We start from the raw sequence: 16,180 nt of genomic DNA, 5'->3' as shown, positions 1-16,180 counted from the left end.
AAGCAATTCAATTTTAAACAATTCTTTGCTAAACGAACTATACTAATAATCCTAATTACTTATTAAAAATAAATAAAACTGACATTTAAACAGTATACACCTAAGCAAAAAACGCTTCTACTATATTACTCATAAAAATAATTATGGTATTTAGGTTATTAAAATGTTATAAACAAAATCATCAACATTATTAACATTGTGATATTTAAATATCTACATTATATCTAACTGAATTAAAACAACTTATGAAAAATAAAAAAAGTTATTAATATTTTTTTCTTACAATAAAAAAATAGTAATGTTAATAACACACATTACAAATTAGTAAAAAATAACGATTAAATGCAGATTTCTATCGGCCAAATACAAAAAAAAAAGAATTGATTTAAAAAGAAAGATTCTGAGCCTTACCAAGAGTAGTATTGAAATCAAGGATGATTTCTTCAATAATATCTTTTACAGGCTTAATCTCATGAATTAGGCCCGCAATTTGTCCTATTTCCAACTCTCCTTCTATTAAATCTCCTTCAAACATTCCTTTCTTAGCTCTTGCTCTGCCTAAAAGTATTTTTAAATCTTCTGATGTTGGACATTTGGAGTAAAGCTCTTGAATATCATTATAAAATTTATTTTTTATTAGTCGGACTGGAGCTAATTCTTTTAAGGTTAATTGAGTGTCGCCCTCTTTTACATTTAGAATTGTTTTCTTGAAATTTTCATGTGAGGAACTTTCATGTGATGCCGCAAATCGAGAGCCCATCTGAACTCCATCAGCGCCAAGTACCATAGCTGCCAACATTCCTTTACCATTTGCAATACCGCCAGCTGCAATTAGTGGAATACTAATCTGTTCTTTAACCATCGGAATCAATGCAAAAGTTGTGGTTTCCTCTCTTCCATTATGCCCACCAGCTTCAAAACCTTCGGCAACAATAGCATCAACTCCAGCTTCTTGTGCTTTTAAAGCAAATTTGGAACTACTCACAACATGCACAACGATAATTCCCCTTTCTTTTAAATAACTAGTCCATGTTTTTGGATTTCCAGCAGAAGTGAAAACAATTTTTACTTCTTCCTCAATAATGATTTGAATAATTTCTTCAATATTAGGATACAACATTGGGACATTCACTCCAAAAGGTTTATCAGTAGCTTTTTTACATTTTTGAATATGCTCACGCAAGACATCTGGATACATAGAACCAGCACCTATCAACCCAAGACCACCTGCATTACTTACTCCACTTGCTAATTTATAACCACTATTCCATATCATTCCTCCTTGAATAATTGGATATTTTATATTGAAAAGTTGGGTAATTTTATTCATGCAGACAGAAAGTTTTCAGTATTAATTTTTAACGACTTTTCCAGTTTGTGTAAAGGAATCGCTTTTAATTGTATAGAAATAAATTCCCGAGTTTAAATCGGACATAGAAATGGTAGCATCAGAATTTTGAATTTTTTTCTCAATCAACAACTGCCCCAAAGCAGTATAAAAACTAACCGAGGCTTCCTCAAAATCATTTGGAAATAAAAAAATCAACTGATCATGAACTGGATTTGGATATACTAAAAAACGTCCTTTTGTAATATCATTTACAGAAAGCTGAGCATTATTTAAAGCCAATTGAAAGTCTGGAATTCCATAACCATATTGGTCATTCGGATTTGTGAATCTATCGGCTGATTGCTTTACATAATCTATCACTTGCTGATTGGTTAAACCCGGAACCGCTTGCCAAAAACTTGCAATAGCTCCCGCCATTATTGGACAGGCAAATGAAGTCCCGCTCGCAGTAACTATTTCCCCATTAGTATTAGAAAGAGTAGCACTTAACCCTTTTGCCATGACATCTGGTTTAACTCTGCCGTCAAAGCTTGGCCCGATAGAACTAAAAGAGGCATAAGTTCTATCAAACTGAACGGCTCCAACTGCTAAAACATTAGTAGCTTCTGCTGGAACCCCGATATGAGGATTATCACTTGTTCCTGAATTTCCTGCACTAGCTACTACAACCATTCCTTTGCTAAAAGCAATATTAGCACCTTGAGATGCAAAAGCAACATCCCCAGTCATCTCCTCATAAGTATGACTGTAATTTAGATTATCATATTCAAAATAACCTAAAGAAGTTGAAATGATGTCAGCTCCAATTCTATCGGCTTGTTCAGCTGCTTCTACCCAATAACTTTCTTCTACTGGATTTTCTCCACCCACATCTTCTGTAATGAATAAATAATATTGAGCATCAGGAGCTGTTCCTACTAATTGCCCATCAACATAACCTGTCATACAAGATAAAGTCATGGTTCCGTGATTGTGTGTTGAAAAAACATCAGTATTACCTGCTACATAATTATAGCCACCCAAATATTGACCATGATTAAAAAACCTGTTAAAAGGAATTATAGTATTCACCGCCGTAAAACCAGAATCTAAAACGGCTATTATTTTTCCGGAACCAGTATAATTAGCCTGATGCAATAAGTCTACATTAAGCATTTGAATTTGATTAGCAGAATTGCCGTAGTTAAAAACATCTTGTACGTTGAGTTGTTTATTTACAGCTTTGAATGATTGATGAGCAACCATTCTAGCATTCAAAGATGGATCGGCAAAGTGCACATGATTAACAAAAGGTAAATTGGTCAATGCTTGAATATCACTAACGCTTCCACGGATGTGGAGACAATTTAACCACTTGGACTTCGCTTTAACTTCTATACCTATAACTGATGAAATCGCATCAATATAGGATTGTTCTATAGGAGCGTCATTGGTGCTTAAAGAAATATTTTGAAGTGCTCTCCTATCTAAAGCTCTTTGTGACAACTCGGATAATGGATTATCAAAGAAAGCTTGAGCATTTGGTTTATCATTAAAGTACACCCAGGCATCTTCCTGAGAAAAGCCATAACAACTAAAAAGAAAAAATACTAAAAGGAAATAATTTTTCATCACTTTCGCATTTGGGAAAGTGCTAATTTATGAAATTACTCCAGAACCAACTAATTCTTCACCAATATTCCAAGCTACAAATTGCCCTTCAGTAATAGCGGATTGCGGTTCGTCAAAGGAAACATACAAACCACTTTCAAATTGATATAAAGTGGCTTTTTGCAAAGCTTGTCGGTAGCGAATGCGAGCCATTACTTCTAAAGATTCTCCATTTTTCAATTTCAAATCTTCTCTTATCCAATGAATTTCTGAAGGTTGTACCTGTAATGTTTTTTTGAACAAACCAGGATGATTAGCCCCTTGTCCAGTGTATATCGAATTCGATTTTACATCAGTAGCCATAATGAAAAGTGCTTCTTTTGTTCCGCCGACATTTAATCCTTTCCGCTGACCTATGGTAAAATAATGGGCGCCCTGATGTTTGCCAACCACCTTACCATTTTCTGGTGTATAGACAATTCCTTTGGCTTCAAAAACCAATTGCTCTTCTAAAGAATGAAACTCAGGTTTTGGCTGATTGTATATTGGATTAGTAGCGTCGATTTCATAAATCAAACCTTCTTTGGGTTTTAATTGTTGTTGCAAAAATTCAGGTAAACGAACTTTACCAATAAAGCAGAGTCCCTGAGAATCCTTTTTTTCAGCAGTAACCAAATCTAATTGTGTGGCAATTTCTCGTACTTCAGATTTTTTTAATTCTCCGATGGGAAATAACGACTTCGCTAACTGTTCTTGTGATAATTGACATAAGAAATAGGATTGATCTTTGTTGTCATCTTTTCCAGCTAATAATTGATAAACTGGTTTACCATCAACGTTTATTTCTCCTTTTCGGCAATAATGTCCAGTGGCTACATAATCGGCACCCAGACTTAAAGCAATTTTCATGAAAACATCAAACTTAATTTCGCGATTGCACAATACATCAGGATTTGGTGTTCTTCCTTGCTCGTATTCTTTGAACATATAGTCTACGATTTTTTCTTTGTATTGTTCGCTTAAATCAACTGTTTGAAAAGGAATCCCCAATTTTTCAGCCACGAGAAGTGCATCATTACTGTCTTCTAACCATGGACATTCGTTGGAAATCGTAACCGAATCATCATGCCAATTTTTCATAAAAAGCCCAATGACTTCATAGCCTTGTTCTTTTAATAAATAAGCAGCGACACTCGAATCAACTCCTCCGGACAGTCCAACAACAACTCGTTTCATTGTAAAAAAAAATTTGCGACAAAGTTACCGCAAATTCTGTATAGTTTTGTACTCTAATATCAGTTAAAGTAATTCAGTCGTAGAGAAAACTTATTTCTTCATTGATGGCATATCTTCTGGTTTCTCTTCAGGCTTAATTTCAATCTTAACATCTGACTGATTAGGCATAATAGGTCTTTTGAAATTCTTGTTTTGATAGTTCATGTTAACTTCTTTCAGTTTTCCTTTCACGAGAACTTTCCACATCCCTACTTTCTTTCCTTCTTTATAAAGTCCTTGTCCCACAATTTGGTTGTTAGGATCTTTAAAAATGGCTAACCCATCATACTCACCATTTTTATAAATACTTTCTTCAAGAACAATTCCATTTTCAGCGTAACTTTTATATTTACCTTCTTTAATTCCATTTTTGTAACTAGTTTCTTCAGCTATTTTCCCGCTTTGATAAAAGACTTTTCTAATACCTTCAAGTTTTCCATTTTTATAGAATTCTTGCGTCATTATTGTTGGCAAATCCTCGTGATAATATTTCCATTCACCATCAAATTGTTTGTTGATTACTTTTCCTTCGCTTACTTTATTTTTATTTTGATTGTAAAAAATAGTATAGCATGAACCATCTTTTGCATTAAATTCTCTCGTCGCAATTACAGTTCCTGCTTTGGTATCATCAAAAAATTTAAATATCCCCACTTCTTTTCCGTGGTCAAAAGTTCCTTCATATCTAGGTCGGTTTGATTCTTTATATATCCCTTTCCAAATGCCATGCTTCTTACCTGCCTCATCTAGTTTATTAAAATCCTGTGCGCACACCGAAATTGAGGTTAACAATAGTACAATTATGTATTTCATATTTTTTATTTTTTCTGGCTCAACAAAAATAGTTCTTTACTCATAACGTAAAACAGTGTAAAAAATTATTTTAATCAAAACTTTTCTGTTCAAACAAATACCAATCCGAAAAAATAAATGACTAAAAAGTGAATACAAACAGCCTATTTCTGTGATTCATAGACCAAACAAAATGTCTGTTTTTTTTATAAAATTTAATTTCTTGAATTTTTTATTTTTTGTTAAACAAAAATATTTTAGATTTGTGCTAACATAAAACAAAAACAATATGAAAAAATCAATTAAAAACGCTGCAATTATTTTATTGGCATTTGTAGCTTTTTCTTGTTCAGATGAAGGAAACACTGCTTTGAAAAAATCTTCAATTGGAGAAATAGCGAGAGCAACACCACAGTTAAGTTCGTTTGTTGAAGCCTTAGATATTACAGGATTAACATCAACTTTTGATAACGCTGGAGATTATACTGTTTTAGCACCTGACGATGCTGCATTTGATGCTGTATTATCTGCTTTTAGCGAACCAGACTTGGCGACTCTTGAAGCTGATTACCCAGGCCTATTGGCAAAAGTACTTAAGTATCATGTTGTTAGTTCAAGTGTGCTTTCAACTTCATTAAGCAATGACCAAAGTGTTAGTACTTTGTTTGAGCAACCTCTTACAGTATCTATCATTCCAGTCGACAGTGCTAATCCTGCAACATACCCAGGACAACCAAATTTCATTTCTTTTATTGGAAATAATACTACTACCCCATCTTCAGCAAACGTTACTGCAAGAGATGTAAAATGTACTAACGGTGTTATACATACTATTGATGCAGTATTAATTCCTGCAGGTTTATAAAATATTGTACCAAAAAATTAAAAAAAGCTTCCAAAATTGGAAGCTTTTTTTATGAACCTAATTCTAAAGCCCTGTCATTAGCAGCTTTAACTCCGTCTATTATTGTTTTCTCTAAATTTCCTTTTTCAAAAGTCTGTAAAGCTCTTTCCGTTGTCCCTCCTTTTGAAGCGACTTTGGCTATCCATTCTTCATTGGATAAGGAATAACTATTTTGTATTGCTACTGAACCCATAAAGGTTTGGTTCACTAGCAATTCCGCTTCTGATTCATTAAATCCTAAATCAATTGCAGCTTTAATCATAGATTGCATGAAGTAGAAAACATAAGCTGGTCCACTTCCTGAAATAGCTGTAGCGGCATCTATTAGTTTTTCATTCTCAACATACACTGATTTTCCTGTGGTATTAATTAAGTTTTGAATGATAAACAATTCCTTTCTATCCACATTAGCCGAGGCTGTAAAAACAGTCATTCCCATTCCTATTTGCGTTGGAATATTGGGCATAGAACGTACAATTTTAGTACAAGGCAACTCTTTGGCTATTTTTGAGATAGTAATTCCAGCCATAACTGAAAAAATGATCTGACTATCTTTTAAATAAGGTTTGATAGTTTGCGCTAAAGATCCAAAATCTTGTGGCTTAACTGCTAATATGACAATATCAAAATTGCCAATAGTTGTTGTTGGAATTGTTTCAAAATTATCCTTTGGAATTATTGTTTCCGCCTCTGAAAAATCATTTCTAACCAAAACATGAATGTCTTCCGGCTTTATAAAACGAGAACCAATAAAACTATTAGCATAGGTTTTACCCATATTTCCGTAACCAATAATAAGTACTTTCATATTAAGTAAATAATTAATTTTTCCAAAAGTAATTTATTTATAACTATCTACTTATAATTATTTACAAATTTAAATTGAGACTATTTCTGTTTAACTTTCTTATCAAATTAGAAAATAGATAAATTAATTCAAAGCCAATAATCATAGTAAATCCCTAGTAATGTGATTATAAGAACTGATTAAACAATACTGTTAATTTTTTATTAAACCTTACTTCGTTTAACTTTTTTCTTTTTTTGTTAAACAAAAAGTATTTAGCTTTGTTAAAACTTTAAATAAAAACGCTATGAAAAAATTAACAAAATTTATCGGAATGGCGTTATTGTCTCTTACCATTTTCTCTTGTAGTAGCAGTGACAGTTCACCAACCCAACAAACAATTGTTGGTATCGCATCAGCAGATGCTCAATTTTCAACTTTAGTAACAGCGTTAAACCGAACTGGATTAACAGCTACCTTAAACGGAGGAGGACAATATACTGTCTTTGCTCCAACCAATACAGCTTTTCAGACCTTTTTTGCTTCACTTGGGTCTGGTGTAACTGTTGATAATGTAGATGTAACTGTTTTGAAAAACATTTTACTAAATCATGTTATTGGTAGTGAAATTAAAAGTACTGCTGTACCAGCCGCTGGATATGTTTCTACATTATCTCCGATAAATACAACTCCTACTTCACCTACCATAAGCATGTTTGTTCAAAAGGTGGGTTCAGACGTATTTATAAACGGCGGAACTGCAACAACAGGTGTAAAAGTTACTACTGCAGATGTTGATGCAAGTAATGGCGTAATCCATATTGTGAATAAAGTAATCGCTATCCCAACTGTTGTTGATCATGTAGTTGCTAATCCAGATTTTGAGACTCTTCAAACAGTGGTAACTAGTGCAGATCAAAGTGCCGTTTTAGCAGCATTATCTGGATTAACAGCAGCCACTCCGGCAACCCTTTTTGCTCCAAACAATGCGGCCTTTGCTACAGCTTTAGGAACAGGTGGTTTTGCTAATGGCGCAACTGCAGCTCAAGTTACTAAAGTATTACAATACCATGTTACAACAGCTGGAAATGTTCGTTCAAGCCAATTAACAAATAATCAAGTTGTTGGTATGTTCACAAGTCCAGTTCAGAACGTAACTGTTATTCTTGGAACAGGAACGGTAGATATTAAAGATACAGCAAATAACTTATCAAGAGTTTACCAAGCCGATATCCAATGTTCAAATGGTGTTATACATGCTATTAACAAAGTTTTACAGCCCGTTTTATAATTTTAAATTGCTATAAAAAAGAAAAGCGCAGTTACACTGCGCTTTTTTTATTGGTTTAAGAAATGTTATTTCTTTTTATTTTGCAATTGCTTTTGAGCTTCGGCTTGTTCCATCATTTCTCTCATTTTCTTTTGGAACTTACTTTCAGATTTTGGCTTAGTCTTATTCTCTTGAATTTGAGCATGTATTTTTTCGCTGTTGATAAAATACTTCTTAATCACCAACATGATTCCAATAGTAATTAAGTTAGAGATAAAGTTATACAAACTCAATCCAGAACCATAACTATTGAAGAATAACAACATCATAACTGGCGAAATGTAAATCATCATCTTCATGATTTTAGTCATATCTGGCATTCCTTCTTGTTGTGGTTGTGCCATCGCCTGATCTCCTGAAGTCATTTTCATATAGAAGAAAATTGCAATAGCCGCCAAAATAGGAAACAAACTAATGTGGTTGCCATATACAGCCGAAATGATTGGAATATTTTGTTTCCAAGTAATTACAGCATCAAAAGACGACAAGTCATTGGCCCACAAGAAACTCTTTTGACGCAACTCAAATGCCGATGGGAAGAACTGGAACGAAGCATACATAAACGGAATTTGAATCAAGGCAGGAATACAACCCGCCATCGGATTTACTCCGGCTTTGCTATATAGCTTCATAGTTTCCTGTTGTTTCTTCATTGGATCTTTTTTGAATTTTTCTCCAAGTTCCATAATCTCAGGACGCAATACTTTCATTTTGGCTTGTGACAAAAAGGATTTAAAAGTAATAGGCGACATGGCAATTTTGATTAAAATGGTAAACAAAATAATCGCAATTCCATAAGGAATAAATGACCCTAAAAATCCAAATAACGGAATGAAAATAAAGCGGTTTATCCAACCGAAAATCCCCCAGCCTAACGGAATGATTTTATCTAAGTTCTTATCGTAGGCTTTTAATGTTTTATAATCTGTGGGACCATAATACCAATTCATTTTATAATCTAACTCGCCATTTTTAAATGCTAACGGTAAAGTGGATTTAAATTGTTTAGTAAAAATCGTGTCTTTAGTTTTATCCACTACTAAATCGGTAGAATAAAGTTTTGCATTTTCAATTGGAGCATTGAATAACAAAATAGAAGAAAAGAAGTGTTGTTTATACGCTACAAAAGTGGCTTTCTCTGGCAATTCTTCTTTGGCTGTACCTTGACTTACATAACTTACTTTTCCGTCTTTGTGCTCAAAATAAATCTCAGCATATCGGTTTTCATAAGCTATACTTTTTTCATTACAATAGGCTTTTAAATCCCATTCTAAATCTAATGGTTTGGTGGTATTTAAAACCCCATTTAACCCTTGAGAACGAAGATCAAAACCAAGCATATACTCTTTTGGTTTTAATACATATTTGTATTCTAAAAAGGCATTAGCTCCCGCTTTCAATTTCATTGACAACACTTGATCGTTACCAACTTTAGTTAGTGTTGGTTCAAAGAATAAGTCTTTCGTATTTAAAACTCGGTTGTCTTTGGTTTGTAATTGTAGATTAAGACTAGCATTATTGTTTTTTACTAATTCCACTAATTGCCCAGAACCTTTAGCGTATTTTTCAAATTCCTTTAAAGTGGCTTCTACTATATTCCCTCCTTTGTTGGAGATTTTTAGTTTCACTACTTCATTTTCTAATGTGGTTACATTTTCTTTGGCAGAAGGTAAGGTTGCCGAATAAGCAAAACTTCCTAAACTTCCTTGTAACTTTTTAATAGCTACTGAATCGGTTGCTGTCGAATCTACCACTGCTGTTAACGCTTGTTTTGGTAGCGAAGTTTTTGCTTTTTGAATGCTATCTTTAGTAGCTTTTGCTTTTGCTATTTGTTCCTTTTGAGATTCTTTTTGGTTGTTAAACATCATCCACATGATGATGATGAATATTAGACCAAAGCCTATAATTGTATTAAAATCAAATTTCTTTTGTTCCATAGTAACGCTGAACTTGTCAGTATCTTTTAATTATTTTTATGTTTGACCATTGCGGCCACAAAGCTAACAAAAATTGGGTGTGGATTTGCAACTGTACTTTTATATTCTGGATGGTATTGTACCCCGATAAAAAAAGGATGGTTTTTGAGTTCTATTATCTCCACCAATCCTGTTTCTGGATTAATCCCAGAGCAAACTAATCCTGCACTTTCTAATTGTTTTCTGTATTCATTATTGAATTCGTAACGATGACGATGACGTTCTTCTATTTGGTCTTTTCCATAAATTTGGTGTGCCAATGTGCCACCATTGATATCACACTTCCAAGAACCTAAACGCATCGTTCCCCCTTTATCTGTAATTGTTTTTTGATCTTCCATGATGGAAATTACCGGATGTTTGGTTTCTTCATTCATCTCAGTAGAATTCGCATCTTTAAGTCCTAGAACGTTTCTTGCATATTCGATAACCGCCATTTGCATTCCTAAACAAATTCCGAAAAAGGGAATGTTGTTTTCACGAGCATACTTAACGGTATCAATCTTTCCTTCAATTCCACGACCGCCGAATCCTGGAGCAACTAGTATGCCATCTAAATCCTGAAGCTGTTCTTCTGCCGTTTTGGCATCCAAATACTCGGAATGGATAGAAATCACGTTCACTTTCGTTTGATTAGCTGCACCAGCATGAATAAAAGACTCTAAAATAGATTTATAAGAATCTTGCAATTCCACATATTTTCCAACTAAGCCCACATTAACGGTCTGCTTTGGATGTTTTAATCTATGTAAAAAAGTATTCCAGTTTTTTAAATCTGGAGCCGATTTCTTTGGTAAGTTTAATTTCTTTAAAGCAACCAAATCTAAGCCTTCTTCTAACATCAAATTAGGGACTTCATAGATAGTTAAAGCATCGATAGATTGAATTACGGCTTCTCTTTTCACATTGCAAAACAAGGCCAGTTTTTGACGCAATTCATCGGATAGTTCATGCTCGGTTCTACATACTAAAATATCGGCTTTGATACCGCTTTCCATCAAAGTTTTTACCGAGTGTTGGGTTGGTTTTGTTTTTAATTCTCCGGCTGCAGCCAAATAAGGAACCAATGTTAAGTGAATTACAATTCCGTTGCTTTCTCCTAATTCCCAAACCAATTGACGCACTGATTCGATATAAGGTAATGATTCAATATCTCCGACCGTCCCTCCAATTTCCGTAATAACAATATCAAAATCGCCTGAATTTCCTAGGAGTTGCATGCGCTCTTTGATTTCATTGGTAATATGGGGAACTACTTGAACTGTTTTACCTAAAAACTCTCCTCTTCGCTCCTTTTCGATTACGGATAAATAAACTCTTCCAGTGGTAACGTTATTCGCTTGTGAAGTAGGGACATTTAAAAATCGTTCGTAATGTCCTAGGTCCAAGTCTGTTTCTGCTCCATCATCCGTTACGAAACATTCTCCGTGTTCGTATGGATTTAAAGTGCCGGGATCTACATTAATGTAAGGGTCAAATTTCTGAATGGTCGTTCGGTAGCCTCTTGCCTGTAGTAACTTGGCCAAAGAGGCAGCTATGATGCCTTTTCCTAAAGAAGAAGTCACACCGCCAGTAACAAAAATGTATTTTGTTTGATTCATTTTATTTAGTAGTTGTTGTGTTGTAGTTGTTGTAAAAAACGAGGCAAAAATACAATTTAAATTGGATTGTTAGTTTGTTAAATCGTTAGATTTTTAGAAAAAACAATAGGCTATAATCTAACTTATCTAAGTAGTCTATAAATCTAATAATCTTTCTTAGGATATTGCTTTTTTATGTTACGAACCAATTCTTCTAAACCATTTAATTTAAGTTCGTATACCAATTGCAATTGCTCTCCGAGTTGTCCTTTAGGAAACCCTTTATTGCTATACCAAACGACATAGTATTCGGGTAAGTCAATGAGGTAATACCCTTCATATTTACCGAAAGGCATTTTAGTATGAGCCAATTTTATAAGGAGTTGTTGTTGCGAATTCACTTCCAATTAAAGGTTATTTCCTTTTTGATATCGGGGTGTAAACTGTAAAACACGGGGCAAGTCATTGCAGCTCTTTCTAAAATAGTTTTGGTCTTATCATCAGCCTCTAAATTCATGTGAAAAGTAACATGAATTTCCGAAATTCTTCTAGGTTCAGCAGCCATGACTTTGCGCACTTCGGCGGTGGTGCCTTTTAATTCCACATCCATGTCTCTAGATTTGATAGCCATAATGGTAATCATGCAAGTGGCCAAAGAATTCGCCACCATATCGGTTGGTGAGAACGCTTCTCCTTTTCCATTATTATCGGTGGGTGCATCGGTAAGGATTTCGGTTCCCGATTGTAAATGCATGGACGATGTTCTTAGTTCGCCTAAATACCTAACAATAGATGTTTTCATTAGAGTGCTTCTTTTATCGTTAAATCGGTGTCGTAATACAGAATGTATATGCCGTTGTTGGAATAGCCGTAAGTAGCATTGGCTACGTATTCAAATTTGTTTTCTATTTGTTCAGAAGAAGAAGCTTGTACGGTTTCTTCGAACGTTTTATCCTGTGATAATCTTAGTAAGGTATCAAAGGTTACATCAAAGCCTCTGATGGCGTATTGGTTGGGCAAGATTTTATTGATTTTTTTATACTTGGCATCAAACTGATTGGCTTCATCGCTTTCGTTTGGTCTGGAAAGGGATGGGTATAATAGTTTTAGTTTGGTTAACCTTGTCAAGGATATTTCTTCAAAATCAAGCGTTTCATTAGGCTCTAAAATAACCAATTGTACTTGATAGTCTTTTTGAGCTGCTAGCATAGCCGATGTAGTTGCTAAAATCATTCCGGTACTTTCGGAAGCGAGCACTACATAATTGAGTTTGTCTTTCTGAAATACGGCTTTCAAACTATCGGCAACCACAGTTCCCTTTTCGCTCAAGCCCACTATTTTAACTGCGGTTTGTGCAGTTTGAATGTACTGTTTGATACTTCCTTTTTTATTATCTACTACCGCTACTATGTTACCGCCTTTCGATCTCATATAATTAAAAATAGAGCTTCTTAAGACATCATTTAATGGCATTGATTGGTATAAGTTAGCATACTTTTTCCCATCTTCTTTTGACAATGGTGAAATGACAGGCGTTTTAGTTGACTGTACCAATTCTGCTAGTTTTTCTACGTTGGATTGGTAAAAGGGTCCTACTATGGCATCCATCGTTTGGAGGTTGTTTTGTTGCACTAACGCCGCCACATTGGAAGAGTTTTTAGTTTCTTGTGAATCTAAAATTTTGATGTCTACATTTAAACCTAACACTTTAGCCGAGTCAATTGCCATTAGGGCGCCTGCGTAAAAATCTAAAGTCAAGTTTAAGAATTTATCTTTCTTCAAACGCGCTTGAGTAGAGTTAATGGTATCGCTTTCTAGTTTTGAGATATTAAATGGAAAAAGTAATGCGAGTTGTTTTCTCGCATTAGTGTTGATTGATTTCGATAAATTTCCTTGTTCCTTTCTGACCGGTTCTTTCCGCTGTCCTTTGGGAACTCTGAGAATCATCCCTAGTTTTACGCCCTTCTTTAACTCGGGGTTTAAGGAGATTAATTCCTTTTCAGAAATACCATAATCGGCAGCAATACTGGCTACGGTTTCTTTTGGTTTCACCACATATTCTTCCAGGTATTTTTTGGTACTGCTTGTGCTTTCTGTATTGGTTACTACTGGTGCTTCCGCCACGAGTTTCTTTGTTGGTTCTGCTACCGCTGGTGCTGGAGCATTTCCTGATACTACTATTTTAAGACCTATTGGAAAATCGTTAGCGATTTGTGGGTTTAGACGCTCTAATTCGGCAATGGTCATTCCGTATTTTTTAGAGATGCCGTATTTAGTTTCTTTTGGTTCAATGATATGATAGGTAGTTCCCGCTGGTGCTATTACCGGTTTTGGTTCTGCTTTTGGAGCTACCACTTTTGGAGTTTCTTTTACTACTGGTTTTTCTACCTCAACTGGTTTTGCCACCACTACACTTTGACCGCTTCCTGATGCAGGGATTTTAATATTCTGCCCAATCTTCAAACCATCTTTTAGCAAGTCTCCATTGGCTGCTTTTAGTTCGTCAATGGTGATGTTGTACTGTTTGGAAAGACTGTACATGGTTTCTTTCGGCTGAACTAAATGTGTAGTTGGGTTGGTGTTTTGAGGAGTACTCGGAGTACTTTTAGGTGCTGGAGCAGCTACTACTTCACCTGTTGGTGGAATTAGTAAGACACTATCCAATTGAATACCGTTTTGAGAATCGGGGTTTAGCTTGTAAATATCATAAGGGGTTACCTTATATTTTTGGGCTATCATAGTAATCGTTTCCCCTTTAACAACAGTATGTTTAATATATTTTTCTTGCTTCGCAGCAACCGTAAACACAAAAGAAAATACGGTTAAAACTATAGAAAAAAGAATGCGGTTTTTCATTTACTTATTATTTTTTAAACGTCTAAAGTTAACAAAACTTTTTAAATGCCATATTAATTGGTACTTTTTTTCATTAACTTTTTACTGTTAACAAAAACTACTCCCATTCAATGGTAGCTGGTGGTTTGGAACTAATGTCATACACTACACGGTTCACTCCTTTGACTTTATTGATGATTTCATTAGAGATTTTCATTAAAAAATCATAGGGTAAATGCACCCAATCTGCTGTCATTCCGTCTGTGGATTCTACGGCTCTTAGGGCTACTACTTTTTCATAAGTACGCTCATCACCCATCACTCCAACGCTATTTACCGGGAGTAAAATGGCACCTGCTTGCCATACTTTATCATATAAGCCATGCTCTTTTAACCCGTTGATGAAAACAGCATCTACTTCTTGGAGGATTCTCACTTTCTCTGGTGTGATGGCTCCTAAGATTCTGATGGATAAACCTGGTCCTGGGAAGGGGTGTCTTCCTAGTAGTTCTGGGTCGATGCCCAATGTTTTGCCTACTCTCCTTACCTCATCTTTGAACAACATTCGTAAAGGTTCTACGATTTGTAGTTTCATATAATCGGGGAGGCCTCCTACGTTGTGGTGGGATTTGATGGTTGCCGATGGCCCTTTTACAGAAACCGATTCGATTACATCAGGATAGATAGTGCCTTGAGCTAACCATTTTACGTCTTCTATACGATGAGCTTCTTCGTCGAAAACTTCTATGAAGGCTTTGCCTATGGCTTTACGTTTGGTCTCGGGGTCTTCTACTCCGGCTAGGGCTAACAGAAAACGATCGGAGGCGTCTACTCCTTTTACGTTTAGGCCCATGTCTTTGTATTGATGGAGTACGTTTTCGAATTCGTTTTTACGGAGCAAGCCGTTGTTTACAAAAATGCAATATAAGTTGGTTCCAATGGCTTTGTGTAATAGTACTGCGGCTACTGTAGAGTCAACTCCGCCTGATAATCCTAAAACTACTTTGTCTCCTTTTACTTTTTCTTGTAGTTCTTTTACGCAATCCTCTACAAATGCGTTTGGAGTAAAGTTTTGAGGGACTTGGGCAATCTTTACTAAGAAGTTTTCCAGTATTTGTTTTCCATCGGTGGAATGGTATACTTCGGGGTGGAACTGGATAGCATACGTGGTTTCTCCTTCTATTCTGAAAGCTGCGTTTTCTACGTCTTTGGTACTGGCTAAACGAACTCCGTTTGTTGGCAATTTCTTGATGGTATCGCTGTGGCTCATCCAGACTTGGGAATTTGGCGCTACATCTTGTAGAAAATGCTCTCCTTCTTTGATGAACGATAAATTGGCTCGACCGTATTCTCTGATGTTACTTGGTGCAACTTCTCCTCCATTGAAGTGGGCTAAATATTGGGCACCGTAACACACGGCTAGTAAAGGAAGTTTGCCTCTTATTTGGGATAAATCAGGATGAGGAGCGTCTTCGGCTCTAACGGAATAAGGGCTACCCGAGAGGATAACTGCTTTGTAGGAGGATAAATCATCTGGAAAATGATTGTAGGGAAAGATTTCGCAGAAGATATTGAGTTCCCTAACCCGGCGCGCAATGAGTTGTGTGTATTGCGAGCCAAAATCTAAAATTAGTACGTTGTGTTGCATGTGCAAAAGTACTATTCTGTATTGAAAATAAAAATTGAATTTACAAATTGTGGGAATGAATTTAATTTCATGCTATTAGACATCTAAAAAATGATTGGATGGGAGTAGAAAT

13 protein-coding genes are annotated in these 16,180 nt (G+C 35.3%); 2 read left to right on the top strand and 11 right to left on the bottom strand.

The window, feature by feature from the left end:
• Positions 1–385 precede the first annotated feature (385 nt).
• The 4 genes from OLM53_RS13155 to OLM53_RS13140 form a co-directional block, all read right to left on the bottom strand.
• Positions 386–1,330 (bottom strand): NAD(P)H-dependent flavin oxidoreductase, encoded by a 945-nt coding sequence (locus OLM53_RS13155; protein WP_264520679.1) that lies wholly within the window; start codon positions 1,328–1,330, stop codon positions 386–388.
• Positions 1,331–1,351: 21 nt separating this feature from the next.
• Positions 1,352–2,962: a S8 family serine peptidase gene (locus OLM53_RS13150; protein ID WP_264520678.1), complete on the bottom strand. Its 1,611-nt coding sequence runs from the start codon at positions 2,960–2,962 to the stop codon at positions 1,352–1,354.
• A 27-nt stretch (positions 2,963–2,989) separates the two neighbouring features.
• Positions 2,990–4,177, bottom strand: coding sequence for a tRNA 2-thiouridine(34) synthase MnmA (gene mnmA / locus OLM53_RS13145; RefSeq protein ID WP_264520677.1), 1,188 nt, complete (start codon positions 4,175–4,177; stop codon positions 2,990–2,992).
• Between the two features lie 90 nt (positions 4,178–4,267).
• Positions 4,268–5,029, bottom strand: a complete 762-nt coding sequence (locus OLM53_RS13140; RefSeq protein WP_264520676.1) for a toxin-antitoxin system YwqK family antitoxin — start codon at positions 5,027–5,029, stop codon at positions 4,268–4,270.
• 268 nt (positions 5,030–5,297) lie between these two features.
• On the opposite strand from OLM53_RS13140, the gene OLM53_RS13135 reads away from it, so the two are divergent.
• Positions 5,298–5,873 (top strand): fasciclin domain-containing protein, encoded by a 576-nt coding sequence (locus tag OLM53_RS13135; RefSeq protein ID WP_264520675.1) that lies wholly within the window; start codon positions 5,298–5,300, stop codon positions 5,871–5,873.
• A 49-nt stretch (positions 5,874–5,922) separates the two neighbouring features.
• On the opposite strand, the gene proC is transcribed toward OLM53_RS13135, so the two are convergent.
• Complete coding sequence (gene proC, locus OLM53_RS13130) at positions 5,923–6,720, bottom strand: pyrroline-5-carboxylate reductase (RefSeq protein ID WP_264520674.1); 798 nt, start codon at positions 6,718–6,720, stop codon at positions 5,923–5,925.
• A gap of 286 nt (positions 6,721–7,006) precedes the next feature.
• Here proC and OLM53_RS13125 point away from each other — a divergent pair, with 286 nt between their 5' ends.
• Complete coding sequence (locus tag OLM53_RS13125; protein ID WP_264520673.1) at positions 7,007–7,990, top strand: fasciclin domain-containing protein; 984 nt, start codon at positions 7,007–7,009, stop codon at positions 7,988–7,990.
• Between the two features lie 65 nt (positions 7,991–8,055).
• Here OLM53_RS13125 and yidC read toward each other — a convergent pair whose 3' ends face one another.
• The 6 genes from yidC to guaA all read right to left on the bottom strand — a co-directional run bounded on the left by yidC (position 8,056) and on the right by guaA (position 16,068).
• On the bottom strand, positions 8,056–9,966 hold the full coding sequence (yidC, locus tag OLM53_RS13120; protein ID WP_264520672.1) for a membrane protein insertase YidC: 1,911 nt from the start codon (positions 9,964–9,966) through the stop codon (positions 8,056–8,058).
• A 26-nt stretch (positions 9,967–9,992) separates the two neighbouring features.
• Positions 9,993–11,606 carry a CTP synthase gene (locus OLM53_RS13115; RefSeq protein WP_264520671.1) on the bottom strand — a complete coding sequence of 538 codons (1,614 nt, stop codon included), beginning with the start codon at positions 11,604–11,606 and terminating at the stop codon, positions 9,993–9,995.
• Between the two features lie 143 nt (positions 11,607–11,749).
• On the bottom strand, positions 11,750–11,941 hold the full coding sequence (locus tag OLM53_RS13110; protein ID WP_413614246.1) for a DUF3820 family protein: 192 nt from the start codon (positions 11,939–11,941) through the stop codon (positions 11,750–11,752).
• A gap of 41 nt (positions 11,942–11,982) precedes the next feature.
• Positions 11,983–12,387, bottom strand: coding sequence for an OsmC family protein (locus OLM53_RS13105; RefSeq protein WP_264520669.1), 405 nt, complete (start codon positions 12,385–12,387; stop codon positions 11,983–11,985).
• A complete protein-coding gene (locus tag OLM53_RS13100; protein WP_264520668.1) occupies positions 12,387–14,441 on the bottom strand; it encodes a LysM peptidoglycan-binding domain-containing protein in 2,055 nt (684 codons plus the stop codon). Before OLM53_RS13100 ends, OLM53_RS13105 begins: the two co-directional genes overlap by 1 nt.
• A 97-nt stretch (positions 14,442–14,538) precedes the next feature.
• Complete coding sequence (gene guaA, locus OLM53_RS13095; RefSeq protein ID WP_264520667.1) at positions 14,539–16,068, bottom strand: glutamine-hydrolyzing GMP synthase; 1,530 nt, start codon at positions 16,066–16,068, stop codon at positions 14,539–14,541.
• Positions 16,069–16,180 lie beyond the last annotated feature (112 nt).

The sequence above is a fragment of the Flavobacterium sp. N1994 genome, assembly GCF_025947145.1.
Lineage (GTDB): Bacteria > Bacteroidota > Bacteroidia > Flavobacteriales > Flavobacteriaceae > Flavobacterium.
This window is presented reverse-complemented; position numbering and strand designations above follow the sequence as displayed.